Origin of the sequence: Chitinophaga sp. SYP-B3965, from assembly GCF_009647655.1 — a bacterium.
Taxonomy (GTDB): Bacteria; Bacteroidota; Bacteroidia; order Chitinophagales; family Chitinophagaceae; genus Chitinophaga.
Genome location: NZ_WJFD01000001.1, coordinates 228,527 through 254,123, shown reverse-complemented (window position 1 = coordinate 254,123; position 25,597 = coordinate 228,527). Strand labels below are relative to the sequence as shown.

Below are 25,597 nucleotides of genomic sequence, written 5' to 3'. Positions count from 1 at the left end.
CGACAGTGCATGCTGGATACCGTACCTAAAGTACATGATGAGAACCGCCAGGGCGAAGCAATCGCTCCGCAGGCCGGAGATATGCGTACCTACGCCAAAAAGTTTTACATAGAAAGCTATGGCTGCGCCATGAATTTCAACGATAGCGAGATCGTGGCCTCCATCCTCAATACAGAAGGCTTCGGCGCCACCAGGAACGTGGAAGAAGCAGACCTCGTACTCCTCAACACCTGCTCCATCCGCGAAAAGGCAGAACAGACCGTCCGCAAGCGCCTTACAGAGTTCAAAAGCATCAAAAAAGCCAAACCAGGCTTCCTGGTAGGGGTATTGGGTTGCATGGCAGAACGCCTCAAATCCAAGTTCCTCGAAGAAGAAAAACTGGTAGACATGGTAGTTGGACCGGATTCTTACCGTTCCCTCCCCTCCCTCATAGAAGAAGCCTCCACCGGCCAGAAAGCCATCAACGTATTGCTCAGCCGCGAGGAAACCTATGCGGACATCAGCCCGGTTCGCCTGAACAGCAACGGCGTCAACGCTTTTGTGTCCATCATGCGGGGTTGTAATAATATGTGCTCCTTCTGCGTAGTACCTTTCACCCGCGGCAGGGAAAGAAGCCGGGAACCACAATCCATCATTGCTGAAGCCACGGACCTCTACCAAAGAGGTTTCCGCGAAGTAACGCTATTAGGCCAAAACGTGGATTCCTACTACTTTGTAGACGAGCAAAAGGATGAAACCATCACTTTTGCCAGGCTGCTGGAAAAAGTAGCGGCCATCAGCCCCTTACTTCGCGTTCGTTTCAGCACCTCTCATCCCAAAGACATTACGGACGAAGTGATCCTCACCATCGCCCGCCACGAAAATATTTGCAATTACATCCACCTGCCCGTTCAAAGCGGCAGCAACCGGATCCTCCAGTTGATGAACCGCACGTACACGCGGGAATGGTACAAGAAAAAAATAGACCGCATCCTGGAAGTGATCCCGGATTGTGGCCTGTCCACCGACGTGATCACCGGCTTCTGCACAGAAACAGAAGAAGATCACCAGGAAACGATGGACATCATGCGCTACGCACATTTTGATCTCGCCTATATGTATGCTTATTCTGAACGTCCCGGTACACTGGCTGCCCGCCGGTATACGGACGACATAACAGAAGAAGTGAAAAAACACCGCCTCGCGGAGATCGTTGCCCTGCATCGTACACATACCCTCGCAAGTATGCAGAAGGATGTGGGAAAAACTTTCAAAGTGCTGATAGAAGGCACGTCCAAACGTTCAGAAGACGATCTCTATGGCAGGAACGATCAGAATAAGGTGATCGTATTCCCCAAAGGAGAACATAAAAAGGGCGAGTATGTTATGGTTAAAGTAGAGAACTGTACAGCCGGCACATTGCTGGGAAAGGTTGTGGAAGGATAAGATAAAAATTAAAAAACAGATGGACAACATTCAAAGTATAAAGAACCGCTTCGGCATCATCGGCAACTCGCAGGCATTGAACTATGCCTTGCAAGTAGCCGCACAGGTGTCCAACACTGATCTTACAGTGTTGATCTCCGGAGAAAGCGGTGTGGGAAAGGAAGTATTTTCACAGATCATTCATACCCTGAGCGCCCGCAAACACAATCCATTTATAGCCGTGAACTGCGGCGCCATCCCCGAAGGAACTATCGACTCTGAATTATTTGGTCACGAAAAAGGATCATTCACCGGAGCCGTTGATAACCGCAAAGGATATTTCGAAACCGTGAACGGTGGTACCATTTTCCTGGATGAGATCGGCGAAATGCCGCTGGGCACGCAAGCTCGTCTCCTAAGAGTTTTGGAAGCAGGAGAATACATCCGCGTAGGTTCTTCCAAAGTACAGAAAACAGATGTACGCGTAATAGCAGCCACTAACCGCGATCTCCTGGAAAGCACCCAGCAGGGCAAGTTCCGGGAAGATCTCTATTATCGTTTAAACACTGTACCTATTCGCGTTCCTTCATTAAGAGATAGAAAAGAGGATATCGCCATGCTCTTCCGCAAATTCTGTGTGGACTTTGCAGAACGTTACAAAACCACCTCCATCCACCTGGATGACGAAGCCCGGGATATGATCACCAATTATCCATGGCCCGGTAACGTGCGGGAATTAAAGAACATTGCAGAACAGATCTCAGTACTAGCCACAGATAAAAACGTGACAGCCAAGGAACTGCGCAGGTTCCTGCCAGAACCGCAGGTAATGAACCGCCTGCCGATGCTGGCGCCTAACCACAACGGTGGCGGAGATTTCAGCAGCGAAAGGGACATCCTCTACAAACTTTTCTTCGACATGAAGAAGGATGTAACAGAACTCAAGAAGATGTTCTTCGACATCCTGCAGAATCCTTCCATCGCACATTCAGGTGTGTTCCAGGATGAAAACGTACTGCATAATTTCCAAAAACCGGAACCGCAGGCCGCGCCGGCAGGGATCATCTCTAATCCGCAACCTTATATTATCCAGGACAGCAACAAAATAGATCATCACGAAGAAGTGGAAGAAACCTTGTCTATTGCAGACAAAGAGAAGGAGTTGATCGAAAAAGCGCTGAAGAAACACAAAGGAAAACGTAAGGACGCCGCGCTGGACCTCGGAATTTCGGAACGGACTTTGTACAGGAAACTGAAGGAATATAATATTAATGAATAAATACGCTATCCACCAACCTATGTCCAGAACAATATCTTTTTTTGTAAGCATAAGCCTGTGGCTGTTTTTGGGGGCATGTTCTATTAAATACTCCGCTTCTGGCGCCAGTATTGATCCGGCAGCAAAAACCGTATTGGTGCGCTTTATTGAAAACCGTGCACCGCAGAATAATCCGCAATTAAGTCAGCAGGTAACGGAAAAACTGCGGACGAAGATCCTTGCGCAAACAGCGCTGACACAAACAAATGATCAGAATGCTGATTATGAATTCAAAGGAACCATCACCGGGTACTCTGTTTCCAATGCCGCAGTAACCGATATAGACAAGCCGGCCTCAGCCCGTTTAACCATTACGCTCAATATCACTTTGATCAAGCGGGTGGGCGACAAGAAAGGTTTTACCAGCCAGTCCTTTTCCCGCTCTGCAGACTTTGACGCAGGAAAAACCGTTACAGAAGTGGAGCCTCGCCTGTTGGGAGAGATTGTGCCGAACCTCGTGGATGATGTTTTCAACAGGGCTTTTGCTAACTGGTAGTAACGGATATCGCCTTACTGCTATTTGATTTAAGTATTATTTTCATATTTTAGCACCCATGACCGCTAACAGGATCATTCACCATATTTTTAACCAACCGGATATCCGGCATGTTGACCAGTCTGAACTGGAACGGCTGGTAGAAACGTATCCTTATTTTGCGGCAGCGCGTTTATTGCTGGCGCAGAAACAATACGTTCAACGTCCTGACCTGACGGCCCCTACGCTGAAAAAAGCCCAGCTTTACAGCAGCAATCCGCAACATTTACATCAATTACTAACAGATACCACGCTCTTCGAAGAAGCGCCCGTAGCAGTTGAATCCACCCTTCCCGCCGCTGTTCAAATAGAACAACTGGAAGACGCCATCTCTGCCGAAGACCAGCAGATCCTCGATGAAATAGAAGCAGAAGACAAAGCCAATGCCGCCCTCGCTGCCCAAAAGGCAGAGATTATAATAGAGGAAGAAGAGGTTATTGTCGAAGAGGAACCTATTATAGAGAATAAAGAAGAGGTTACTGTTGAAGAGGAACCTGCAGCCGAAGAGGAAAACGACCTATCAGCTCAAGGAGACTTCTCACTTGAAAATAACACCCCTCTCTCTGCCGAAGGGCTCCCCATTACAGCTGAAGAAGAAAATAACCTCTCAGCCCAGGGAACCCCCTCACTTGAAAATAACTACTCTGCCGAAGGGCTCCCCATTACAGCCGAAGAGGAAAATGACCTCTCAGTTGAAGGAAACCCCTCACTTGAAAATAACATCTCTGCTGAAGAGGAACCCACAACTGAAGAGGAAAACAACCTCTCAGCCCAGGGAACCTCATCAGAAAATAACACACCTCTCTCTGCAGAACAAGACGAAATCGTAGCCCTCGACTACGAAGCCATAAAAGAGGAAAAAGCCTTCGAAGCCGAAAAAGCCTCAGAAGCACAAGACGAGATCGTAGCCCTCGACTACGAATCCATAAAAGAAGAAAAAGCCTTCGAAGCAGAAAAAGCCTCAGACGCACCAGACGAGATCGTAGCCATTGACTACGAAGCCATAAAAGAAGAAAAAGCCTTCGAAGCAGAAAGAACATCAGACGCACCGGACGAAGTGGTAGCCATTGATTACGAGGCACTGAAAGAAGAAAAGCCCCACTACGAACCCGAGATCGAAGAAGAAGACATCCTCGCAGAAACAGAAACAACAATAACAGGAGGCATCTCCCTCCCCGCTCCCGCAGAAACAACTGAAAAACAACAAGTTGTAACCGACGACGACGAACTGGAAGAAGGCCCGATCCGCATCCACCCGATAGACACACCGGAAGAAGAGACCGTCCTCACCTTCCAGCCACTATACACAGAAGACTATTTTGCCTATAAAAAGCTGAAAGATCCGAATACTGCAGAAATGATGAATGACAAAGCACAGGCTGAAATGAGAAGCTTCACAGACTGGCTGCGGGAGCTGAAAGATAACTTTGTGGCAGGAAAAGCCACCAAAGACTGGTATCACCAGCAAATGCACCGTTTATACGAAGATGACGAGCCGGAAGTATCTGAAAGAGTGGAAAAAATGGCCATGGAGTCCATTACCCTGAACGATGATATCGTGTCAGAAACACTGGCTGAAATCTGGGTACGCCAGCACCAGCACGCAAAAGCGATCGTGATATATCAAAAATTAAGTTTGCTTAATCCCGACAAAAACGCTTATTTTGCGCAAAAGATAAAAGAATTACAATTAATAACAGACAACAATAAATAGCAACGAATATGTTGATTTTCTTTGGAATATTGATCGTAGTAGCCTGTGTTTTGCTGGGCTTCTTCGTACTGGTACAAAATCCCAAAGGTGGCGGCCTGTCCGGTTCCTTCGGTGGTTTCGGTAACCAGGTGATGGGCGTGCGTCAGACAACTGACGTTCTCGAAAAAGGTACCTGGATCCTGGCAGCAGCGATTGCCATCCTCTGCCTCACTTCCGCTATGTTTGTAAATAAAGGCGCCGGTTCCGTTCAAAAAGGACAAAGCGTTACAGAACAAACTGGTGGCGCTCCGGCTCCGGCATCTGCACCTGCAAAATTGCCAACACCGCAGCAGCAGCAACCTAAGTAAAACTAATATTATACAAATCATAATATTTACACGAACCTCGCCGTTAAAAGCGGGGTTTTTTGTGCGCATTTGTGAATGATCACATACCCTATCTTATTCAATGAAGAACAAACCTAAAAGTCAACGCTCTCCCTGGATCCGCCGCATCGCCGTAGCCATTGGCTGCCTGCTGTCCGGCGTTTTGGTATTTTCCGCCTATCTGCTGATGGGCCCCAATACCCGCTCCTTTGGAGATAAGAAATACTTCTACATCCCTACCGGCAGCAATTACCAGAACGTTCTGGAAGGATTGCAGCAACAGGAGATCATCAGCTCCCCTGCCACCTTCAACCTGGTAGCAAAAAGACTGGATTACCCCGCCCGCGTAAAAGCAGGCCGGTATGAGATAAAGAAAGGCATGAGCAACCTGGAGATCATCCGCATGTTACGTTCAGGCAGGCAATCCCCTGTAAAACTCGTGATCAATAAGTTAAGGCTGAAGGAAGATTTCATCCATCTCGTTTCTGCCAATCTGGAAGCGGATTCAAACAGCCTTAAAGCCATTTTTGAGGACCAGGTGTACCTCCGGCAGTTCGGACTGGATACCAATACCGTGATGTGTGCCGTAATGCCTAATACCTACGAATTCTACTGGAACACCAGCGCAGGTAAAGTATTTGAAAAACTGGAAGGTGCTTACGCTACTTTCTGGAATGAAAGCCGCAAAGCCAAAGCAATGGCATTGGGTTTAAGTCCTACGGAAGTGACCACGCTTGCCTCCATCGTGGAAGAGGAAACCAACAAACACGATGAGAAACCCACCATGGCCAGCGTATACCTGAACCGTTTACGCACCGGCATGAAACTGGGTGCAGATCCCACCGTTAAATTTGCATTAAAGAACTTCGGTTTAAAAAGGATCTGGGGTGCTTACACAGAATTTGATTCTCCGTATAACACATACCGTTATAGCGGCCTGCCTCCCGGCCCTATCTGCACACCGTCTCCAAGGTCCATAGACGCCGTGTTAACACCTGTAGTGTCTGATTACCTCTATTTCTGTGCAAGAGCAGATTTCAGCGGTTATCATGCATTTGCCACCAGTTACAAAGAGCACATGGAAAACGCAAGGGCTTATCAGAAAGCATTGAATGCAAGGGGAATAAAGTAAGCAACTTTCAGTACTTTTACCCCGGTCCAACAATGCCTTGATGATTGACGTTGAAAAATTAATCCTTCGTTTGAAACCCGTAAGCTGGGTGATCAGGAAAAGTAAGAACCTGGTTTTACCCGGGTTCGACGGAGCGCCATTGTATGATGTCATCATTTTTTTTCTGAAAGAAACCGCCCGGGAAAGCCTGGCGGAAAGAGCTGCTGCCACATCTTTCAACTTCCTGCTGGCTATTCCGCCTTTCTTTATTTTTATCCTTACCCTCGTTCCATATATACCATTGCAGAACATAGAACCTACGTTATATGATCTGGCAGAATCACTTACACCTAACTATAGCAGTTATCTTGTAGTGAGGGATATGATCCATGATTTTCTCTATACACAACGGAACACGCTGTTATCTTTTGCTTTCATCCTTAGCTTCTATTATTCCTCCAATGGCGTAATGGGCATGCTGAATTCTTTCGATAAAATGTTGCCGGGATTCAATCAGCGTACCTGGTGGCAAACACGCCTCACGGCGCTAAAACTCACCATTTTTTTAGTGCTGCTTTTGCTGGTGACTATTGCATTGATCATCACACAAGGTGCTATCTTAAAGTGGATCATGCAGGAATTAAATATCCGTGATTCCTTCTCTCAATTCATCATTGGTTTGGTAAGGTGGACATTGATCGTATTGTTGTTCTTCTCCATCATTTCCGTGATCTATCGTTTTGGTCCTGCTACCAAGAAAAAGTGGAAATTCATTTCCGCAGGTTCCACTTTCGCCACTATTTCCATGATCGTGGTAACATTAGGATTTTCCTTTTACGTGACAAACTTTGCGCAGTATAACCAGATCTACGGTTCCATCGGAACTATCCTGGTAATTATGTTGGTAGTTTACTTCAATTCTTTCATCCTTCTCATTGGTTTTGAATTGAATACAAGCATCAGTACATTGCGGGAAATAGCCAGTGAACGAAAAGCGGAAAACCCGGAAGTACAGGGGCTTTCATGACAATTTGGAAATGCGTGTTTGAAAATTTCTAAATCCTCTCGGGGGGCTTTTAAATGCGTCCAAAATAGCTTAATTTACATACGAACCTAAAAATTGAGCCTATGAAAAAGCAATTCGTTTTACTGCTTGTTGCTACTGTATGGCTGGCTGCATTTCGTTTACCGGATGCACTGGAACTAGGCGCCAAAATGCCTAAACCGGACATTAAAATGAAAGATGTCACCGGTAAAGAGATCTCCTTGAATGATGCGAAAAAAAGTAATGGATTACTGGTGATGTTTAGCTGCAACACCTGTCCTTATGTGGCGCGCAACCAGGAACGCACCCGCGAGATCTGCCACTTCGCATTGAAGAACAATATTGGTGTGATCCTCATCAATTCCAATGAAGCGGAAAGAGATGGCGGAGATTCCTATGCAGCGATGCAGAGTTATGCCAAAAAACAAAGTTACGCCTGGTATTACGCAGTAGATAAGAACAACGAAATAGCGGATGCTTTTGCAGCAGACCGCACGCCTGAATGTTATTTATTCAATAAAGACGCTGTATTGGTCTATAAAGGCGCTATTGATGATAATCCCGGCAGCGCTGCGGATGTATCGCAGAAGTACCTTCATAATGCCATGAATGCGATACTAACAGGCAAAGCTGTGGAAGTAAGCTCCAGCGCTTCCGTTGGCTGCGGGATCAAAAGGAAAATGTAGCATTAGCAAAATAATTCCTGCCCGGTGCAGGATTAAAGTACCGGCCACCCAGCGCATTCAGATCATTCCCCAGGCTATACTTTTCGTTCAATACATTATCAACACCTGCCTGTAAAGTGATACGGGAGTGTTGCCAGCTTATTTTCCCCTGCACAAGATGATATCGTTTGGCATAGACAGTGTTAGCATCATCCAAAGGAATACTGCTCGTAAAATTATGCTGCGCAAAAAGGGAGAAGGCATATGGCAAATGCCATAACACGCTGGTCACCACTACATGTTGCGGCACACCCGTCATGTCATTACCGGAATAATCCTTTCCTGCTACTGTATAATCATCAAATTTAAATATGCTGAAAGTATAAGCGGAACGTAATTCCAATTTGCGGCAGAGCCATACAGATCCCTGTACTTCAAGCCCTGTCTGCCGTGTACCACCGGCATTATCAAAGAACTCATTCCCCAGGTCATCCAGTTTCCTCACGATGGCATTCTGCATGCGGTAATGGAACAAAGCCACATCCAGCATGTAACGCCCTGTGCGCGGAAGGTAACGTAACCCTGTTTCATAGTTCCAGCCCGTTTCCGGTTGCAAAGAAGTATTGAACACATTATTGGACGCACGCACTTCTGCTGTAGCTGGCGGAGAATAACCACGGCTCACCGTTACACGCAGGGACAGATCATCCTCCAGCCTGTAGGAATAAGATAAGCGCGGCATGAGTACAGGTTTGAATTCTATGCGTGTGCGTCCGTTACGGTCAAACACAAAGTGATAATAATTCAAGCTCGCTGCACCTTCCAGCATACTACGGTCTGATTGTAAAGAGAAGCGGGCAAAGTAAAAATGCTGTCCTGCATTGATCTCATCCCTCACCTGCAAAGTATCCCTTACACCTTGCCTGTTGCCATAATTGGCAATATCTGATCCCGTACGCTGCCATTCCATACCTGCATTAAATTTCAGGCGGATAGGATTTTCAGCGTTCTGCCATTCCAGGAAAGTGCGGAACCCTGCTGTATTTTCATCACGCGCTTCGTAGTTGGTAATGAAAGGATTTTCAAAATGCGTATTCGCACCGAATACCGCAATAGTATGTTTCCATCTGGAAGAGATCTGCGCTTCATGCACCAGCCCTCCCTGGAAAGTACGGTTGTATATTGCTGCCTGTTGCGTAAGGGATTGCACCCTCGCAGCACGTGGATTGGCTATACTTTGTTCCAGCGTAAGGCCTCCCGGTGTACGGTAAGCCATGTCTGTATAAAATGCCAGCAGTTTAATATTATATCCGGGTTTGTATTCCCATTGCTGTGCAGTTTGCGCATAGATCCTTTTCAGCGCACTGTTCTGCCGGTATCCATCTGCCCGCTGGTAACCCATAAAAAGTTGCAGGCGATAATTATCTAACTGTTTGCTGTAAGCTGCAGATGAATGGAACAAACCATAACTGCCACCCTGTAATCTGATACGCAACGAACTATCCTGCGGCGGATCAAAAACACCCAGCCTGATCACGCCCCCTGAATTAGCGCCAAAGAGACTGCCATCCGGGCCTTTCAGTATTTCTGCATCTGTTACCGCACCAGGGTCCAGCAGGTTGAGGTAAGCATTACCACCTGCATCTGTGAGTGGTATTTCATCCATGTATATCTTGATGTTACGGATACCAAAAGGAGAACGCAGCAAACTACCGCGCATAGACAGGCGATAACTGCCGGGAGATCTTTCCTCCATGCGGATACCTGGTATGGTATTGAATGCAGGCACGAGTGAATACCCCTGTTGCTGTTGCAACTGTGCACCACTTAATATACTCGTGGCCGTTGGTACCCTTATCAGTGATTCTTTAGAAAGATAAGAACGCACCACCACTTCCGGCAAGGTATCACGCTGCGCATATGCCGCAAAGGAAACAAACAACAGCAAGCTAACAGATATATTGAATTTATTCCCCATTGCGCAAAATTAAGCCCTTACCTTATAAAATTTATACCCAAACACGAAGATCACCAAATAACAGATGATAGGCAGATAATAAGATTGCGCCACATTGTGATTAGCCACCATACCCATCAGCAATGGAAAGAACGCCCCGCCTACTACACCCATGGTAATAAAGGAAGCAGCCCGCTGCGTATGACTACCCAGGCTCTTCAACCCAAGGCTGAAAATAGTAGGGAACATGATACTGAAGAAGAAGTTGATCATCAGCAGTGCAATGTAGGAGGTCCAGCCCCAGCCCTGTGCCACAATGATACACATCAGGATGCTGCCCACCGCAAAGTAAGCCAGCAATTTATTAGGTGCAATGAATTTCATCAGGTAAGTACCTACAAAACGGCCCAATACCATCATCGCCATAAAAAGTGCCATCAGGTTCCCTGCTTTTTCATCAGAGAAACCCATCACTTCATGCCCGTAATTGATGAAGAAAGCCCAGGTACCACCCTGCGCAGCTACATTAAAGAACTGCGCTATAACCGCCCATACAAAGTGACGGTGCCCGAACAGTTTTTTATTCGGCACACCACCTTCCAGCACATCCCCTTCATGAGGATCTGCCAGCACAGGTACTTTTACAAATGAAAAAGAAACAGCTACTGCAGCAATCACAATGCCGATGCCCACATATAAACTCCTCACAGCAGAAAGATCATGTTGCTCCCCTGTTGCCCGCAGCAGGAAGTAACTACCCAGCAAAGGCCCTATCACCGTACCCAATGCGTTGAACGACTGAGAGAAATTGATCCGTCTGTCACTCGTACGCTGATCTCCCAATGCTGCAATGAACGGATGCGCCACTGTTTCCAGCGTAGCCATGCCACAGCCCATGATGAACAATGCAAACCGGAAGTAAGAAAAAGAGTTTTCAGTAGCCGCCGGTACAAAGAGGAAAGTACCAATAGCAAATAAGGATAAGCCCAGTAATACTCCTGCTTTATAACCAAACCTCTTCATGAACATGCCCGCAGGAATGCTCATCACCGCATATGCCCCAAATACAGAAAGCTGGATAAGCCCGGATTGAGATTTAGTAACACTAAGAACGGTCTGAAAATGTTTGTTCAATACATCACTCATGGAATGGGCGAGCCCCCATAACAGGAAGAGCGAAGTAACAAATGCAAAGATAACGAGGTAGCTTTTTTCTGTAAAACGTGGTTGTGGATTCATTATAGCGGTTTTCGGGGCAGAATATACAGTATAATTCGGGATGCCACAAGTAAAAAAAAGTGTTACAGCCGCAAGACAGTAACACTTTTTTAGCAGAATTTGCTCACAACCCGCTCTATCAGCCTATAAAACCAATGCTTTACCCGCAGTACTTTTTAGCATAATAGATTTTAGGTAGCCAGCTTTTAGTTATTTGATCAGCCGCCGTTGTGTCACTCACTTCAACGGCTGGTTCTTTATTGAACGATGGGTGTTTTTTAATTTAATAAAGACACTTCTTTCTAAAAAGATAAAACCTTCACTTAATAAAAGCACTTCCTTCTAAAAAGAGAAAACCTCCACTTTATAAAAACACTTCCTCTTAAAAAGATAAAACCTTCACCTAATAAAAGTACTTCCTTCTAAAAAGAGAAAACCTTCACCTAATAAAAGCACTTCCTTCCAAAGGAATAAAAACCTCCGCCTAATAAAAATACTTCCTCCTAAAAAATAAAAAAACTCCGCCCTTTGCTGCGCGGCATACTCCAGGCAGAATACTACAACGCAGGACTTTTAGCATAATCCGCCCACAACTCATCCAAAGTTTTCTTCGTCAACTCTGCCCAGGTATTCTGCGTATAAGTTTTAGTACGCAAAGCCGTATTCAATTCGACTACGATACCACTATGCACATGTGCTTCCAGCCAGGCTAAAAACCGGGCGGTAACACGATAAGCATCCGTATACTTCTGCGTTTCTTTAAAAGCAGGCAATGCCCATCCAATATTCTCTACACCAAATTTAAATCGCACATAATCCGCAATACCTTCCGTGAGCCATCCCGGAGATCCACCCCTATACGCCTGCACCAGGTGCATCGTCTCATGCGTTACTACATCAATATCATCCGGATGTTTTACAAACCAGCCCGGGTTGAAAGTGATCTGGCCTCTTGATGCATAAGCAACACCATCATACGCAGAGTCTACATTAAAGACTACATGTTTGGTAGCATCAGGATTGAATGTTTGCAGCAACTTAGGATACACCTCAAAAAAGGTAGCCACTAACCGCTGCCGCAACACCACCGTATCAAAGTTGACAGACTTATTATTCAGCGTAAGTGTCAGACCATTTTTAGTATAGATAATAGAACCAGAATCCGTTACCGTTTTTGTAAGAATGGTTGAATCACTTTTTGCAAACGCAGATACCGAAAGTATCAATGCAATGACTAAAGCTAAAGGGCACTTCATATAGGTATGAATTTTATAGGATAAATATAATGTTATAAACCCATCAGGAGTTAGCATCAATATCATTTTATGACATTAATCCTACAAATCTACCCAACGGAAAGCCACAACTAAATCGGTTTTGCAACCTACTGCCCCACCATGAACACCGCATTCCCGAACAACAGCTTCCCATTCTCCCAAAAACTCCTGAATAAAGGATTATCCGTAAGCAGCACCAGCTCCCCTGCCCCCATTTCCTTCACACCAAACAGCAGGCCGTCTTTCAGCTTCAGTTTAGTCTGTGCCCCCACAAAACCAGTGATGTAATCATCTTTTTTTAAAACCCCTACATTCCACCCGTCTGTTTCAATGAATTCTATCAGTTTATCACTCTGTTTGAGCGTGTAATAGTATTCCGGATAACCAAATGCCAGCGGGTGGGTATTATCCATATGCACTTTATAAATAGCGCCGGGAATGTACTGCGTTACACTTTCCCGCTCCCGGTTAGCATAGGACTTCAAAGGAATATAGGGGTCCTTTTTATCACCGTCTTTTTTGTCTTTATCTTCTTCCTGTTTCTTCAGTTTAAATCCCCAGTCCCCCTGCGCCAGTTGGCCCACTGCATCTTCCACAGCAATGAGTTTACCACCACCGCTTACCCAATCCTTCAGGCGTTCCGCCATTACTTTATCATTAAGTGCGGCATAATTGCCATCCGGCAGGATCAGTACATCCAGCTCCTTCCAGTTCACGCTATAGAGATTAGCAGTATTCAACACCGTAATGGGATAACCGATCTGCTGCTCAAAGAAATGCCAGATCTCCCCCATCCCCAGCGAGGACACACCCTCTCCTGCCATCACCGCTACTTTAGGTTTACGGATAAAACGGATCTTATCAGAACCGAAATCCGCGCCCTTATCCACAAAACCCGTAGGCACTTTGATCAGCGATACTTCCATCTTTGCAGCCAATGCAGGAATAGCATCCAGTGAAGTATTCCCAGCTTTCGTGATCACCAGCGTACCTGCCGGATATGCTTTATTGGCGATGGTAAAAGGTTGTTCTGAATAACGCACTTTGATATTCCTGTTGAGCAATGCCACCAGGAATTTCAGGTCTTTGGTACTGTTCCAGGGAGCCAGGTAAGCGTACACATTATCAGTGCCTGCATCAGCGATGGCTAGCTTTTCCGGCGCCGGTGAGGTGGCCGGCTCCAATCTTTGTTTCGAAGCAAAGGCAGGCAAGCCATATGCATAAGGCAATGCCCATGCAGTGATATCATATGTAACAGAATCCGTTAAGCGGGCAACTGGTTCAAACAATACCCGAACCATGTTGGAACGGGGTTGAAAAGTACTCACCACCAGGTCTTCCTTTTCAATATTGAAAGTTTCTGTTTTGCCTGTAAAATAATTGAACCCACTGGCGCTACTGTTACCCGTAGCAAAACCCACTGCGATATCATTCTTTCTGAGTGTTTCCGCCAGTGACAATAACTTCTCCGGGTTGCCGGCTGCTTTTATCACATAGGTTTTATAATCTCCGGAAGGTTTGCTGCGTGCTGCTGCAAAATATCCGGCAAACTCATTCACCAGTTTACCGGCATTGGCCGCGGATACTTCCACAGTAGCGATGCCCGTAGTGTAATGATGTTCCATCCGGTCCTTCAGCGTGAGCGTATCTCCCTGCCGCGTGGCAATAGCCAGACCTGCCCGGCCGCTACCACCCTGCTCATAGGTCATACCAATAGAACCATTGTATGTGGGATAAGTATCCCCATAACTGGGATAGAACAGATCGAATTGTTCTTTTGTAAAATAGAGCCATCCTTTGGCATCAAAATAGGTAGCGTTATGTTTTCCTATCTGTACCTGGAATTCCCGTTGCCAGGCTGTAACAGCATCATGCAAAGGTTCTGCGGCAGGCGCAAAATAGTAAGGCGCATCTACCCCCTGCTCATGAAAATCCACATGCACCTGCGGCATCCAGCGGTTGTATTGCAACACCCGCTGACGGGATTCCGTTTGTGTTTGCCATGCCCAGTCACGGTTCAGATCAAAGTAATAGTGGTTACTCCGCCCGCCCGGCCAGGGTTCATAATGTTCTCTCGCATATGGTGTAGCGTCAGGCGTTTTACTGTGAATGGCATTATAGAAGTTCACATAACGTTCCCGGCCATCGGGATTGAGGCAGGGATCTATGATCACGATGGTGTTCTTCAACAATTCGGTGCGTTCGCTGATCAGCGCATACAATGTTTTCATGGCCGCTTCTGTGGATACCGCTTCATTACCGTGCACATTGTAACTCAGCCAAACGATCACAGGTTGATTAGCAGGATTGGCCCCCGCTACCAGCCCAAGGTTCTGCAAACGGATCTCCTCCAGCCGGGCTATGTTTTCAGTAGAGCCTACAGTAGCCATGATCAGGGGCCGCCCTTCATAGGTTTGCCCATAGGTTTCCAGTTTCACCGTATTCACACTTTTGGCTACCTCTTTAAAGTATTCCACCACCTTGTAATGTGGCGTAAAATGCGTTCCCGGCTCGTATCCGAGGAAGGTAGCGGGAGAAGGCGCGGTTTGCGCATATGCCTGGCATAGTGTCGTAAATAGTATGCAGAAAGTTGTGATAATGCGCCTCATAGCTTTTGGGTTGTATAAAGCTAAGATAAGGCATAGCCTGTAAAAACAAGCTATGCCTTCTGCATCAAAAAGATAACTCTATCCGCGCAAAAATGAAACGCCCGTTAAAACCGAACTGTGTAGCCCTGCGGGAATAAATGAATTGATTATTACTCTTATTCCCTGCCAATGCTACCTCTTCCGGATATACATCCAGCAGGTTATTGGCGCCAATGCTCAGTTTCACTTCCTTCGTGATCTTGAAACCAAGCGCAATATCCGTGATCACCTTTGCATCAAATTCCTGCTGATAGATAACCGTAGTCGTTGCTTCCTCCACCGGCCCGAAGTACACATTCTTCACCAGTACATTAAAACGGCGGACGTTATACGATAAGCTCAGGTTCACTTTCTGGCGGGGCACACTCCTTTCCAGGTAGATCCTGCTGGCTTCGCTGAAATAGATATTCTCTTTACCGGCCAGTTTAGGCGAAGCTTTCACAGGCCCTACCCTGGTGGTGCCAGACCAGGTTCCGGCAAGGTCTCCGCGGAAAGTACCGCCGCCCAGTTTAGTAGAATACGTTACAACGAGGTCTACCCCTTTCGTTTCAGAATTGATGGCATTGGCAAAGAATGCCGCCCTGTTGGCGTTAGCCAGGGACAGCAATTCGTAGATCTCCCTGTCCACCGGAGACGCGCCAGGGGCATTGCTGCCACTGAATTGATCTGTGTATACAATGCGGTCTTCTATATGCGTAAAGTAACCATCCAGCGTAACATTGAACTTGCCGAACCTGCCGGTGAAACCAGCGCTGAAGTTCTTCGCGGTTTCCGGTTTCAGTTTCGGAATGCCCAGCAACTGCGCAGGGCGGCTGTCATTTGTGAAAGTGCCCACTTCATATGGAATACCATCTACAAAAAGTGTGGAAGTAGTAGAGTAGAAACGCTGGTGAAGGGAAGGCGCGCGGAAACCAGTACTGGCAGATGCCCTGATAGCAATACCATCACTTAATTTGTAACGGGTTGTTAACTTTCCGTTCAGTGTAGAGCCGAAATCGCTATAGTTTTCAAAACGCCCGGCTATCCCTATAAGGAACTTAGAAGATAAATTAGCCTCCACATCCAGGTAAGCAGATACAGCACTGCGGGCAGCATTCACAGCATTCTCAGGTCTGAAACCGGGGAACACCTGTGCACCACCCGGCCGGGCTACTCCATCCGGACCAAAACGTGTATTCACCGGCCCCTGGAAGTCAGGCACCAGGATATCTTTCCCCGTTCCATCCACGCCTATCTTGCGGGCGCGGCCATAATCCGCGTAGGAATTTTCTTCACCGGCCACCAGTTGATACCGTTCAAAACGGTACTCTGCACCAACCCCTAAGTTCAGACCATCCATTACATCAAAGCGGCGGGAAAGGTCCAGGTTGGAAGTATTCTGTGTGAAAGTAGGCCCTCCTGCTTCAAAAGCAGTAGGAGACGCTTTTTCAAGGGAAGCATTTAACGATTCTACCACACTGAAGATGAACTTGTTCTGCCCGAAAGTATTACTCAGGTCTGCTTTCCATTCGCCCAGATCACCACGGATGCCCACAGACAAAGACTTATCATAGATATCAGAATGAATTTCCGGGAGAAAACCCATCGGGTAAATATCCAGCACATTCCGTGATTCATGTGGCAGGCGCCTGAAACCTGCGGCCTGGCCATTCCGGTAACCAATACCGCCAAAGGCATACACCTCTCCGCCATTCTCCATAGGGAATAAGGAATTGAGGAAGAACTGCCCTCCCCTGATAGCGCTTTGCCCAACCCGCATCTTAAAATCTGCACGGGTTTTATTATTAGCGGTGAGGAAAGAATCTGTTTTATCTACACCTGCAGCCGGAGGATAAGTGCGGTAAAGTGCGCCTTCCCAATCTCCTGCACGATTAGTATAATTACGGTAGTCATAAGAACCCGCAAGGTTCACATAACCACCTTTACTTCCTACCGGAATACCATAGTTGACGGACGTTTGCACTGTTTCTCCATCCAGGCCATCTGCTTTGGAAGTAGCATTGGCGCCGGTAGTAACGTTCACGCTTAAACGATTCACCGTACTGCGCAGTATAATATTGATCACACCGGCAATAGCATCAGAACCATATTGTGCAGCTGCACCATCCCGCAATATCTCAATGCGGTCTATGGCAGAAGTAGGAATAGCATTCATATCCGTACCTACCGCACCGCGACCAAAAGTACCATTCACATTCACGATAGCACTGTTGTACCGCCGCTTGCCATTTACCAGCACCAGCACCTGGTCCGGCCCCAGGCCACGCAGCGAAGCAGGATCAATATGGTCCGTACCATCTGCTACCGTTTGCGTACCGGAACTGAAAGAAGGCGCAATATAATTGAGGATCTGGTTCACATACACCTGCGGGGCATCACCCACAATGCGCTTCACATCTATCACATCCACCGGCACAGGTGTTTCCGTTTGCGTACGCGGCAAAGCACGGGAACCCAGTACCACCAGTTCATTCAAACTGCCGGCAATAAGCGTTGCATCAGCAGAGACAGTTTCATTGGCCACAACCGTTATCTCCCTCCGTTCCGGAGAAAGGCCAATGTAGCTGAAATTAAGGACGTGTTTTCCGGCAGGTAGTGACAACGAGTATTGCCCTTCTGCATTGGTATAACCACCGCGGTTACTGCGTTCCACCTGTACGGTAGCGCCTGCCAGCGGCCCATTGGCATCACGCACAGTACCTTTAACGGTTCCGTTCTGCGCATGGGCTGCCATTGAAAATAAGAGGAATAAAACAGTCAGGTTCTTGGATAGATTTTGTAGCATATATGTTGGGTTTGGGTTTCTCTTCAAATAATAGATCTGCCAGGCATCAGAATATTCGTAAAGTGGAATAGTTAACAAACCTACTTATAGCAATATGTACTAATTTCGATGTAAACAACCTGTTTATGCGACGGTATTTAATCTTATGGTTCTTCGTTATGGCTCCTCTGGTCCTTGCTGCGCAGCAGGTTACGCTGGACCCTTATAATTATTCGGTTGATAAGTACCTAAATATAAGCAATTGTGCGGTAGTTTCCGCACACCCCCTGGCCAGTAAAGCTGGTGTATTGATCATGCAGCAGGGCGGCAATGCCATAGATGCAGCCATTGCCACGCAACTGGCGCTCGCTGTGGTTTATCCGCAGGCTGGAAACCTTGGTGGCGGCGGCTTTCTTGTAGCGCACACCAAAAACGGAGATAACATCACCCTCGATTACCGGGAAACAGCACCTGCCGCAGCACACCGGGATATGTACCTGGATGCCAACGGTGTTGCCCAAACGCGCAAAAGCCTGGACGGACATTTAGCCGCCGGCGTACCCGGCACCGTAGCCGGTTTGTTTGCCGCACATAAACATGCCCGCCTCCCCTTCGCAAAACTCATTGCCCCCGCCATATTAATGGCAGAGAAAGGTTTTGTGATCACAGCCGCCGAGGCCGCAGGCCTCAACAGGCAAAGAGAATCGTTCCTCCGTTTAAATACTCAACCCACCGCTTTCGTAAAAAACGAGCCCTGGAAAAAAGGCGATACCCTCATACAAAAAGAACTCGCCCATACCTTACAACTGATCTCCGCAAAGGGAATGAAAGGTTTCTATGAAGGTGAAACAGCCCAAAAAGTAGTAGCCGAAATGAAACGCGGTAACGGCATTATCACGTTGGATGATCTGAAGAACTACCAGGCCAAAGTACGCCAGCCCTTATTGTTCACCTTTGCAGGATATAACATACTCACCATGCCTTTACCCAGCAGCGGCGGCATCGGCATGCAGCAAATGCTGAACATGGTGGAACAATATCCCTTACAGCAATGGGGCTTCCACAGCGCCAAAAGCGTACAGGTGATGATAGAAGCAGAACGGAGAGCATATGCGGACCGCGCCGTATTCCTCGGAGATCAGGACTTTGTAAAAGTGCCCGTTAAAAAACTCACCGATAAAAAATATGCACGCGAAAGAATGTTGTCCTTCACACCCGGCACCGCTTCCGTAAGTCAAAATATAGCAGCAGGGAACATCATGCCGGAAAGTACAGAAACCACGCATCTCAGCGTAGTGGATCAGCAAGGCAACGCCGTTTCCGTCACCACCACCCTCAACAGCAGTTATGGCTGCCGCGTGGTAGCCGCCGGTTTCATCCTCAACAATGAGATGGACGATTTCTCCGTAAAACCCGGCTCACCCAATATATATGGCCTTGTTGGCGCAGAAGCAAATGCCATCGCACCACGCAAAAGAATGCTCAGCTGTATGACACCCACCATCGTGATGAAAGAGAATAAACCCGTATTGATAACCGGCACGCCCGGTGGTTCTACCATCATCACTTCCATGTTCCAGACACTGCTAAATGATCTCGTATTCAAACTGGATGCAAGCAGCACAGTGAACGCACCTAAGTTCCATCACCAATGGTTACCGGATGTAGTAGAAGTTGAAAAGGATTTCCCGGACAGCACTGCACTGGCATTGGAGAAAATGGGGTATAAGATCGTAAAGAGCAATCCCATCGGCAGAGTAGAACTCATCAAGATCCATGCAAACGGTAAAATAGAAGCCGTAGGAGATAAAAGAGGAGATGACAGCGCAGCAGGCTTTTGATTATCCACGAATTCGTAACTTGTATATATGAATATTTACCTCGATAGTGTGAAGGATCGTTTACTCGGCTACAAAACGCTCGCAGAGAAAACCTTTGCACAGCTAACAGATGAACAGATCCACTGGCAACCTGCCGGAGAGCCCAACAACATTTACATCATCGTGAAACACATGAGCGGTAATATGTTGTCCCGCTTTACGGACTTCCTCACCACAGACGGAGAAAAACCCTGGCGGCAACGGGACGCAGAATTCGAAGACGATGCTCCCAACGGCACCAAAGCAGAGATGCTCGCCATCTGGGAGAAAGGCTGGAGCTGCATGATGCAGGCCATAGAAAGTCTCACCGAAGCCGACCTCTCCAAAACCATTCATATCAGAACAGAACCTTTGATCGTAATAGATGCCCTCAACCGCCAGTTAGCGCATCACCCCTACCATGTAGGCCAGATCGTTTACATCGGTAAAGTATTAAAGGGAGAAGGATGGCAAAGCCTTTCTATCCCCAAAGGAAACTCTCAGCAATTCAACCAGGAAAAAGCCGCCGGCAAATGAAATATTTATTATCAGGTATCACCATCATATTAATGGCTTGCGGTTCCGGTAAAACAGAAACCCTGCTAAAGAACAAGAAATGGAAAGTATACGATGTAACCATTCCTGCAAAGGATGGCTATAACGCCGTACAGTTAACACAGGCAAAAGATCTGAAAAGCGGATATTACAGCGATGCGTATTACCAGTTCTTTGACAACGGTCTCTTCATTGCCACCATTGCCGGCAAACCGGATTCCGGGAAGTATCAGCTGCTCAGTAATGGCAGCATCATTTCCGTTACGGCAGCCAACGGCGACCGCAAAGTAGAACACCTGGTGGAAGTAGTAAAACTCAGCGATGAATTGTTTGACATGAAAGTAGAATCCGGCGATTATCATTTCATACTCCGTACGAGAAAACAATAGCATGATCAAGATCACAGAAAACACGCCCGGCAGAACAGCCCTGATAGAAGGCAGGACCTGCCTGTACTTCTCCGGTTTTTCCTACCTGGGCATGCATTCTTCCCATACCTTCCGCGATCTTTTAGCGGTAGGGATCGGTCGCTTTGGAAGTGTATACCCTTCTTCCCGCATCTCCAACATGCAGTTAAAGCTGTACGAAGAAGTGGAACATGCACTCGCTGCTTTATTACAGCAGCAATCTGCCGTTTGCTTTTCTTCCGGATACCTGGCGGCGCAGGCTGCTATCACGTATGCCACTACAAAAGGAGAAATATTATTTGCACCCGGCACACATCCTTCCTTACAATACCCTGGTGCATTGGTGCCTGTCGGCCATTGGCAGGACTGGATCACGACGGTAGTAGAAATGGTGAACAAAGGAGAAGACCATCAATACGTAATTGTTGCAGACGCTGTAAATCCTTTAACCGCCACTGTCAATGATTTTGAAGCCCTGCGGCAGATAGAGAAGAAAGTGATGGTATTAATAGATGACTCTCATGGTGTGGGCATCCTGGGAGAAAAAGGAGAAGGCAGCATTCACATCTTACCGGACAGCCCTGCCCTGCATTATATGATCGCAGCTTCCATGGCCAAAGCATTCAGCCTGGAAGGTGGTTTTATTGCAGGACATGCGGCGGACGTTGCAGCCATCCGCAGAAGCCCCATCTTTACGGCCAGCACGCCCATGATCCCTGCTTACGCTTACACCTTTCTACATGCAGCAGGCGCTTACGCCACTGCCCGTAAAAGATTAAAAGACCTGATCATTGAATTCAAACGGCTGAACGCAGGTATCAACGGCATACACCATCCGCATCAGTTGCCCATGTTTGTACTGGAAGACAAAAAAGAGAAAGAACACGTATACACCTATCTCCTTTCGCGGGATACTTTCATTTCTTCTTTTGCCTATCCGGACCCAATGGGCCAGCGGATCAACCGCGTGGTGCTTTCAGCCCTGCATACCCATACCGACTTAAACATCCTGTCCACCCAGCTGGCGCAGTTTTATCCATCTGTATAATTCATTATTATGTTTAAAAGAACCCTTATTACAGCCGCTTTGGCATTGTTCCTGTTACCCACCTTCGCGCAGCACTCCCTTTTGTACAAGATCTCAGGAAAAGGCTTAAAACAGCCCTCCTATCTGTATGGCACCATCCATATGATATGCCCGGATGATTTCTTCCTCTCTGCACATTTGAAAGAAGCTTTCAGTGCGTCTAAGACCATCTACCTGGAAATGGATATGGATGATCCGGAGATGATGGGCAAACTGATGCAATCCATGCAGGAGAAAAAGGATGGTTATTCTTTGCAAAATGTATTCAAACCAAAGGATTACGAGAAGCTGAGCAGGTACTTCAAGGATAGCATTGGCATGGATGTTTCCATGTTCAAAACCATGAAGCCCATGATATTACTGTCTGCCGTGATGATGAAATCATTGAACTGCGATAAGCCGGCTTCTTATGAAGGCACTTTCATAGAAATGGCTAAAGAGCAGCAGAAGCCAATAGAAGGATTAGAGAGCATGGAAAAACAGGTAGCCGTTTTTGATGCCATCCCAGATAGCACAGAAAGCATCATGATCATGGACTACATCAACAACCTTCCTAAACAGAAAGCATTATTCAGCAAAATGGTAGGCGCCTACAAACGCCAGGATATCACAGAGATCCACGAATACCTGAAAGAATCCCCTGAACTGGCCGGCTTCGAAGACATCATGGTATACGATCGCAACCGCAACTGGATACCGGTAATAGAGAAAGCCGCCACCAAAGAAACCACGCTCATCGCTTGCGGTGCTATGCATCTCGGTGGGGATGAGGGGGTTGTTTCTTTATTGAGGAAAAAAGGATACACCGTAGAGCCCGTGCTAAAATAAAACGGCACACGGTAGCTTCCGTATTAAAACAAGCCAACAATAAAGACTCTCCCTAAAAATAAAAAACCAACGCCGCGGCGCAAGCCGTGGCGAAACGTTCTACTATTACTACAAAAACACGGTAGCACCCGTATCAAAATAAGCCAACAATAAAGAACTCCCCCTAAAATAAAAAGCCAACGCCGCGGCGCAAGCCGTGGCGAAACGCTTTACCCTACTCCTCCACAACCGCCGCATCATGCCCTTCCGCCTCAATACTCTTAATCGCCGCATTCCGCTCCGCCGGTGTAGGAAACAACACACTCTTCGCAATCTGCTTCCCATTCGCCCCCTTAACAGTGAAGAAATAATGCTCCGTAGCCGCCTTCTGCCGCTCATACTTATTATCGTCTTTCGCTACCAGCTTTAAAGACTCTATAACCGTATTAGCCGCTGCTTTAGTATGAAAAGCATCACTCGTGAGGATCACATCCCCATTATCGTTTTTCAGATCAAAAAAGAACTGATGATGCTTACCTGTTCTGATAATAAATTTACACATGGAATTACTTTTGAGATTTTCTGAATATACCCAATTTAAAGGAGAATTCCCCTTTTGATCCCTGGAAAGAGGTGATTGGTGTAACGAATTTCCCCTCCCCGCCACCCCGTAATATGTTTGCACTATCAAAACTGAACCTATATGCAACGCATTATTACATCTCTCCTTACAGCTACCACACTAACCCTTTCCAGTTTAGCCCATGCCCAGGAAAAAAAGGACACCGTTAAACAACTCAAAGAAGTGAACATCACCTCCACTGCCCCCACCATTACCATGCAGGGCGGCACCATGGTGGTAAATGTTGCCAAAACCACCACCGCCGCCGGCTCCACAGCCTGGGAAGTTTTACAAAAAGCCCCCGGAGTAGTGATAGACAACACAGACAACCTCCTCCTCAACGGCAAATCCGTTACCGTATACATAGACGGACGCCCCAGCCGCCTCTCCGGAGAAGACCTGAAGAACCTGCTCAACAGCACCCCCGGTGGCAACATCGACAAACTGGAACTCATGAGCAACCCTTCCACTAAATACGATGCACAAGGCGCCGCGATCATCAATATAAAGATGCTGAAAAGCAAAGACCTCGGCACCAATGGTACCGCTACCATCAGCGGTGGTTTTGGCCGCTACGCCCGCACGACAGAAGGATTCACCCTGAACAACCGCAGCAAAGGCGTGAACATCTACGGTGGTTACGATTATCTCCATACCAATCAGTTCACCAAAACAAAGTCTGAGCGCCGTTTTAAAGATGGCACCAAACTGGAGGACAACGATTACAATAAGGAAAACCGTAACACCCATAACGTAAGAGCAGGCGCAGACTTTGACCTGAATAAAACCACTTCCGCCGGTGTATTGCTCAAAGGCTCTTTCAGCAACCGCGGCAGGAAAGGAGAAAACACAACAGCCCTCCCCGATTCTGTCTTCATGCAGGATGCCGGTGGAGATCAATCCATTGTAAACCCTTCCGTGAACGTTTATTTCAAAACAGGCAGTGAGAAAAAGAAGAATGAATTCACCATCAACGCAGACTACTTTAATTATAATAAAGACTGGAACGACCTGTTCACCGGCCAGTATTACAACCCAACAAAACAACCCATCGGCGACCAGACCAATATCCGCAACAATGCAGATTCCCGCATCAACGTATATTCCGCCAGCGCAGACTATGTGCAGCCATTCAAGTTTGCGCGCCTGGAAGCCGGTATCAAAACCACTTTCACAGAAACAGACAATGATATGATCTGGGAAAATAAGTATGGGGACAACTGGCAGAACGATGCCGGTAAAACCAATCACTTCATCTACAAAGAGAATATCAATGCCGCTTATATTGGCCTCAACAAAACCATCAAGAAATACACTTTCAATGCCGTACTGCGCGGAGAACATACACACGCTACCGGTAACAGCCTTACGATAGATCAGCACTTCACCCGCGATTACTTCCAGCTGTTCCCCAGTGCCAGTATCTCCTACATGAAAGATGCAAAGAACCAGTTCAGTCTTTCCTACCGCAGGAGCATTAACCGTTTTGGCTTTGAGATCGTGAACCCTTTCATTACTTATAAGAATGCTTATACGTATCAGCAGGGTAACCCGAATATCAAACCCGTACTCAATCAATCCATAGAAGCCACATGGAGCCATAATTACTCCATCTTCACCACCCTGGCCTATTCCCGCAGCACAGATAACCTGAGCGTGGTGTTCCGCCAGGACCCTCAGACAAAGATCCTCGTGATGAGTTATGATAACCAGGCTGTCTTCAACATCGCATATGCTAACCTGGTGATCTCCAAACCCCTCACTAAAAAGATCCGTACTACCTGGACGGTGATGGGCCTTTACCTCGACATCAATACCCTGCTGGATGGTGTGCAGTATAAGAAAGAGAACATCACCGCTATCATCAATACACAGAACGTATTCACCCTGCCTGCCGGTTTTACCGCAGAACTGAACGGATCTTTCCAAAGCCCTTTCGCCATGGGTTATGCTTCTCTCCGCTCTATGGGCTTTGTGGACCTGGGCCTGCGCAAAACCATCATGAAAGGTGATGGTTCACTGAAACTCGCTGTGAACGATATCTTCAACACAAAACAATACCGCTTTGACGTGAAATATGCCGCCATCGACAACAACAGCCGCCAGGAGATGGACACCCGTGTAGTGAACCTCACCTTCAATTACAAATTCGGTAATAAGAATGTGAAGCAGAACAAGGCACGTAAGAACACCATTGAAGCGGAAGCCGGACGGACCAATACAACTACTCTTTAACCTG

General features: G+C 47.0%; 20 protein-coding genes. 14 read left to right on the top strand and 6 right to left on the bottom strand.

Annotated features, from left to right (window positions below; genetic code table 11):
* Positions 1-9: 9 nt before the first annotated feature.
* The 8 genes from miaB to GFS24_RS00930 all read left to right on the top strand — a co-directional run bounded on the left by miaB (position 10) and on the right by GFS24_RS00930 (position 8,178).
* Entirely contained in the window at positions 10-1,425 is a 1,416-nt protein-coding gene (gene miaB / locus GFS24_RS00965; RefSeq protein ID WP_153657703.1) for a tRNA (N6-isopentenyl adenosine(37)-C2)-methylthiotransferase MiaB, read from the top strand.
* Positions 1,426-1,444: 19 nt separating this feature from the next.
* On the top strand, positions 1,445-2,683 hold the full coding sequence (locus GFS24_RS00960; RefSeq protein ID WP_153657702.1) for a sigma-54-dependent Fis family transcriptional regulator: 1,239 nt from the start codon (positions 1,445-1,447) through the stop codon (positions 2,681-2,683).
* Between the two features lie 19 nt (positions 2,684-2,702).
* A complete protein-coding gene (locus tag GFS24_RS00955; RefSeq protein WP_173002928.1) occupies positions 2,703-3,218 on the top strand; it encodes an LptE family protein in 516 nt (171 codons plus the stop codon).
* Between the two features lie 58 nt (positions 3,219-3,276).
* Positions 3,277-4,971 (top strand): hypothetical protein, encoded by a 1,695-nt coding sequence (locus GFS24_RS00950; RefSeq protein ID WP_153657700.1) that lies wholly within the window; start codon positions 3,277-3,279, stop codon positions 4,969-4,971.
* Positions 4,972-4,979: 8 nt separating this feature from the next.
* Positions 4,980-5,318 (top strand): preprotein translocase subunit SecG, encoded by a 339-nt coding sequence (gene secG, locus GFS24_RS00945; protein ID WP_153657699.1) that lies wholly within the window; start codon positions 4,980-4,982, stop codon positions 5,316-5,318.
* 100 nt (positions 5,319-5,418) lie between these two features.
* A complete protein-coding gene (gene mltG / locus GFS24_RS00940) occupies positions 5,419-6,468 on the top strand; it encodes an endolytic transglycosylase MltG (RefSeq protein ID WP_153657698.1) in 1,050 nt (349 codons plus the stop codon).
* Positions 6,469-6,508: 40 nt separating this feature from the next.
* Entirely contained in the window at positions 6,509-7,474 is a 966-nt protein-coding gene (locus GFS24_RS00935; protein ID WP_153657697.1) for a YihY/virulence factor BrkB family protein, read from the top strand.
* Between the two features lie 101 nt (positions 7,475-7,575).
* Entirely contained in the window at positions 7,576-8,178 is a 603-nt protein-coding gene (locus tag GFS24_RS00930; RefSeq protein WP_153657696.1) for a thioredoxin family protein, read from the top strand.
* On the opposite strand, the gene GFS24_RS00925 is transcribed toward GFS24_RS00930, so the two are convergent.
* The 5 genes from GFS24_RS00925 to GFS24_RS00905 all read right to left on the bottom strand — a co-directional run bounded on the left by GFS24_RS00925 (position 8,162) and on the right by GFS24_RS00905 (position 18,042).
* Complete coding sequence (locus GFS24_RS00925; RefSeq protein WP_153657695.1) at positions 8,162-10,135, bottom strand: TonB-dependent receptor; 1,974 nt, start codon at positions 10,133-10,135, stop codon at positions 8,162-8,164. The two genes, GFS24_RS00930 and GFS24_RS00925, sit on opposite strands and share 17 nt — an antisense overlap.
* A 9-nt stretch (positions 10,136-10,144) precedes the next feature.
* Entirely contained in the window at positions 10,145-11,353 is a 1,209-nt protein-coding gene (locus tag GFS24_RS00920; protein WP_153657694.1) for a sugar MFS transporter, read from the bottom strand.
* 536 nt (positions 11,354-11,889) lie between these two features.
* Positions 11,890-12,588, bottom strand: coding sequence for a basic secretory protein-like protein (locus GFS24_RS00915; protein WP_173002927.1), 699 nt, complete (start codon positions 12,586-12,588; stop codon positions 11,890-11,892).
* Positions 12,589-12,716: 128 nt separating this feature from the next.
* Complete coding sequence (locus tag GFS24_RS00910) at positions 12,717-15,218, bottom strand: M14 metallopeptidase family protein (RefSeq protein ID WP_153657692.1); 2,502 nt, start codon at positions 15,216-15,218, stop codon at positions 12,717-12,719.
* A gap of 64 nt (positions 15,219-15,282) precedes the next feature.
* Complete coding sequence (locus tag GFS24_RS00905; protein WP_153657691.1) at positions 15,283-18,042, bottom strand: TonB-dependent receptor; 2,760 nt, start codon at positions 18,040-18,042, stop codon at positions 15,283-15,285.
* A 125-nt stretch (positions 18,043-18,167) separates the two neighbouring features.
* On the opposite strand from GFS24_RS00905, the gene ggt reads away from it, so the two are divergent.
* Genes ggt through GFS24_RS00880 form a run of 5 tightly spaced genes read left to right on the top strand, consistent with a single transcriptional unit; the run spans position 18,168 to position 22,757 of the window.
* Positions 18,168-19,862, top strand: a complete 1,695-nt coding sequence (ggt, locus tag GFS24_RS00900; RefSeq protein ID WP_153657690.1) for a gamma-glutamyltransferase — start codon at positions 18,168-18,170, stop codon at positions 19,860-19,862.
* A gap of 27 nt (positions 19,863-19,889) precedes the next feature.
* Positions 19,890-20,417, top strand: coding sequence for a DUF1572 family protein (locus tag GFS24_RS00895; RefSeq protein ID WP_153657689.1), 528 nt, complete (start codon positions 19,890-19,892; stop codon positions 20,415-20,417).
* Positions 20,414-20,824, top strand: a complete 411-nt coding sequence (locus GFS24_RS00890; RefSeq protein WP_153657688.1) for a hypothetical protein — start codon at positions 20,414-20,416, stop codon at positions 20,822-20,824. The genes GFS24_RS00895 and GFS24_RS00890 overlap by 4 nt, the downstream gene beginning before the upstream one ends.
* 1 nt (position 20,825) lies before the next feature.
* Entirely contained in the window at positions 20,826-21,890 is a 1,065-nt protein-coding gene (locus tag GFS24_RS00885; protein WP_153657687.1) for an aminotransferase class I/II-fold pyridoxal phosphate-dependent enzyme, read from the top strand.
* Positions 21,891-21,899: 9 nt separating this feature from the next.
* Positions 21,900-22,757, top strand: a complete 858-nt coding sequence (locus GFS24_RS00880) for a TraB/GumN family protein (protein ID WP_153657686.1) — start codon at positions 21,900-21,902, stop codon at positions 22,755-22,757.
* A 214-nt stretch (positions 22,758-22,971) separates the two neighbouring features.
* Here the strand turns inward: GFS24_RS00880 and GFS24_RS00875 are convergent, their stop codons facing one another.
* Positions 22,972-23,298 carry a DUF1508 domain-containing protein gene (locus tag GFS24_RS00875; protein ID WP_153657685.1) on the bottom strand — a complete coding sequence of 109 codons (327 nt, stop codon included), beginning with the start codon at positions 23,296-23,298 and terminating at the stop codon, positions 22,972-22,974.
* A gap of 141 nt (positions 23,299-23,439) precedes the next feature.
* On the opposite strand from GFS24_RS00875, the gene GFS24_RS00870 reads away from it, so the two are divergent.
* Positions 23,440-25,593 carry an outer membrane beta-barrel family protein gene (locus GFS24_RS00870; RefSeq protein ID WP_153657684.1) on the top strand — a complete coding sequence of 718 codons (2,154 nt, stop codon included), beginning with the start codon at positions 23,440-23,442 and terminating at the stop codon, positions 25,591-25,593.
* The last annotated feature ends 4 nt before the right edge of the window (positions 25,594-25,597 follow it).

What these genes read in the sequence shown, in the direction of transcription:
- miaB (WP_153657703.1), top strand. Translation starts at nt 10, where the DNA reads ATGCTGGATACCGTACCTAAAGTACATGATGAGAACCGCCAGGGCGAA.
- GFS24_RS00960 (WP_153657702.1), top strand. Translation starts at nt 1,445, where the DNA reads ATGGACAACATTCAAAGTATAAAGAACCGCTTCGGCATCATCGGCAAC.
- GFS24_RS00955 (WP_173002928.1), top strand. Translation starts at nt 2,703, where the DNA reads ATGTCCAGAACAATATCTTTTTTTGTAAGCATAAGCCTGTGGCTGTTT.
- GFS24_RS00950 (WP_153657700.1), top strand. Translation starts at nt 3,277, where the DNA reads ATGACCGCTAACAGGATCATTCACCATATTTTTAACCAACCGGATATC.
- secG (WP_153657699.1), top strand. Translation starts at nt 4,980, where the DNA reads ATGTTGATTTTCTTTGGAATATTGATCGTAGTAGCCTGTGTTTTGCTG.
- mltG (WP_153657698.1), top strand. Translation starts at nt 5,419, where the DNA reads ATGAAGAACAAACCTAAAAGTCAACGCTCTCCCTGGATCCGCCGCATC.
- GFS24_RS00935 (WP_153657697.1), top strand. Translation starts at nt 6,509, where the DNA reads ATGATTGACGTTGAAAAATTAATCCTTCGTTTGAAACCCGTAAGCTGG.
- GFS24_RS00930 (WP_153657696.1), top strand. Translation starts at nt 7,576, where the DNA reads ATGAAAAAGCAATTCGTTTTACTGCTTGTTGCTACTGTATGGCTGGCT.
- GFS24_RS00925 (WP_153657695.1), bottom strand. Translation starts at nt 10,135, where the DNA reads ATGGGGAATAAATTCAATATATCTGTTAGCTTGCTGTTGTTTGTTTCC.
- GFS24_RS00920 (WP_153657694.1), bottom strand. Translation starts at nt 11,353, where the DNA reads ATGAATCCACAACCACGTTTTACAGAAAAAAGCTACCTCGTTATCTTT.
- GFS24_RS00915 (WP_173002927.1), bottom strand. Translation starts at nt 12,588, where the DNA reads ATGAAGTGCCCTTTAGCTTTAGTCATTGCATTGATACTTTCGGTATCT.
- GFS24_RS00910 (WP_153657692.1), bottom strand. Translation starts at nt 15,218, where the DNA reads ATGAGGCGCATTATCACAACTTTCTGCATACTATTTACGACACTATGC.
- GFS24_RS00905 (WP_153657691.1), bottom strand. Translation starts at nt 18,042, where the DNA reads ATGCTACAAAATCTATCCAAGAACCTGACTGTTTTATTCCTCTTATTT.
- ggt (WP_153657690.1), top strand. Translation starts at nt 18,168, where the DNA reads ATGCGACGGTATTTAATCTTATGGTTCTTCGTTATGGCTCCTCTGGTC.
- GFS24_RS00895 (WP_153657689.1), top strand. Translation starts at nt 19,890, where the DNA reads ATGAATATTTACCTCGATAGTGTGAAGGATCGTTTACTCGGCTACAAA.
- GFS24_RS00890 (WP_153657688.1), top strand. Translation starts at nt 20,414, where the DNA reads ATGAAATATTTATTATCAGGTATCACCATCATATTAATGGCTTGCGGT.
- GFS24_RS00885 (WP_153657687.1), top strand. Translation starts at nt 20,826, where the DNA reads ATGATCAAGATCACAGAAAACACGCCCGGCAGAACAGCCCTGATAGAA.
- GFS24_RS00880 (WP_153657686.1), top strand. Translation starts at nt 21,900, where the DNA reads ATGTTTAAAAGAACCCTTATTACAGCCGCTTTGGCATTGTTCCTGTTA.
- GFS24_RS00875 (WP_153657685.1), bottom strand. Translation starts at nt 23,298, where the DNA reads ATGTGTAAATTTATTATCAGAACAGGTAAGCATCATCAGTTCTTTTTT.
- GFS24_RS00870 (WP_153657684.1), top strand. Translation starts at nt 23,440, where the DNA reads ATGCAACGCATTATTACATCTCTCCTTACAGCTACCACACTAACCCTT.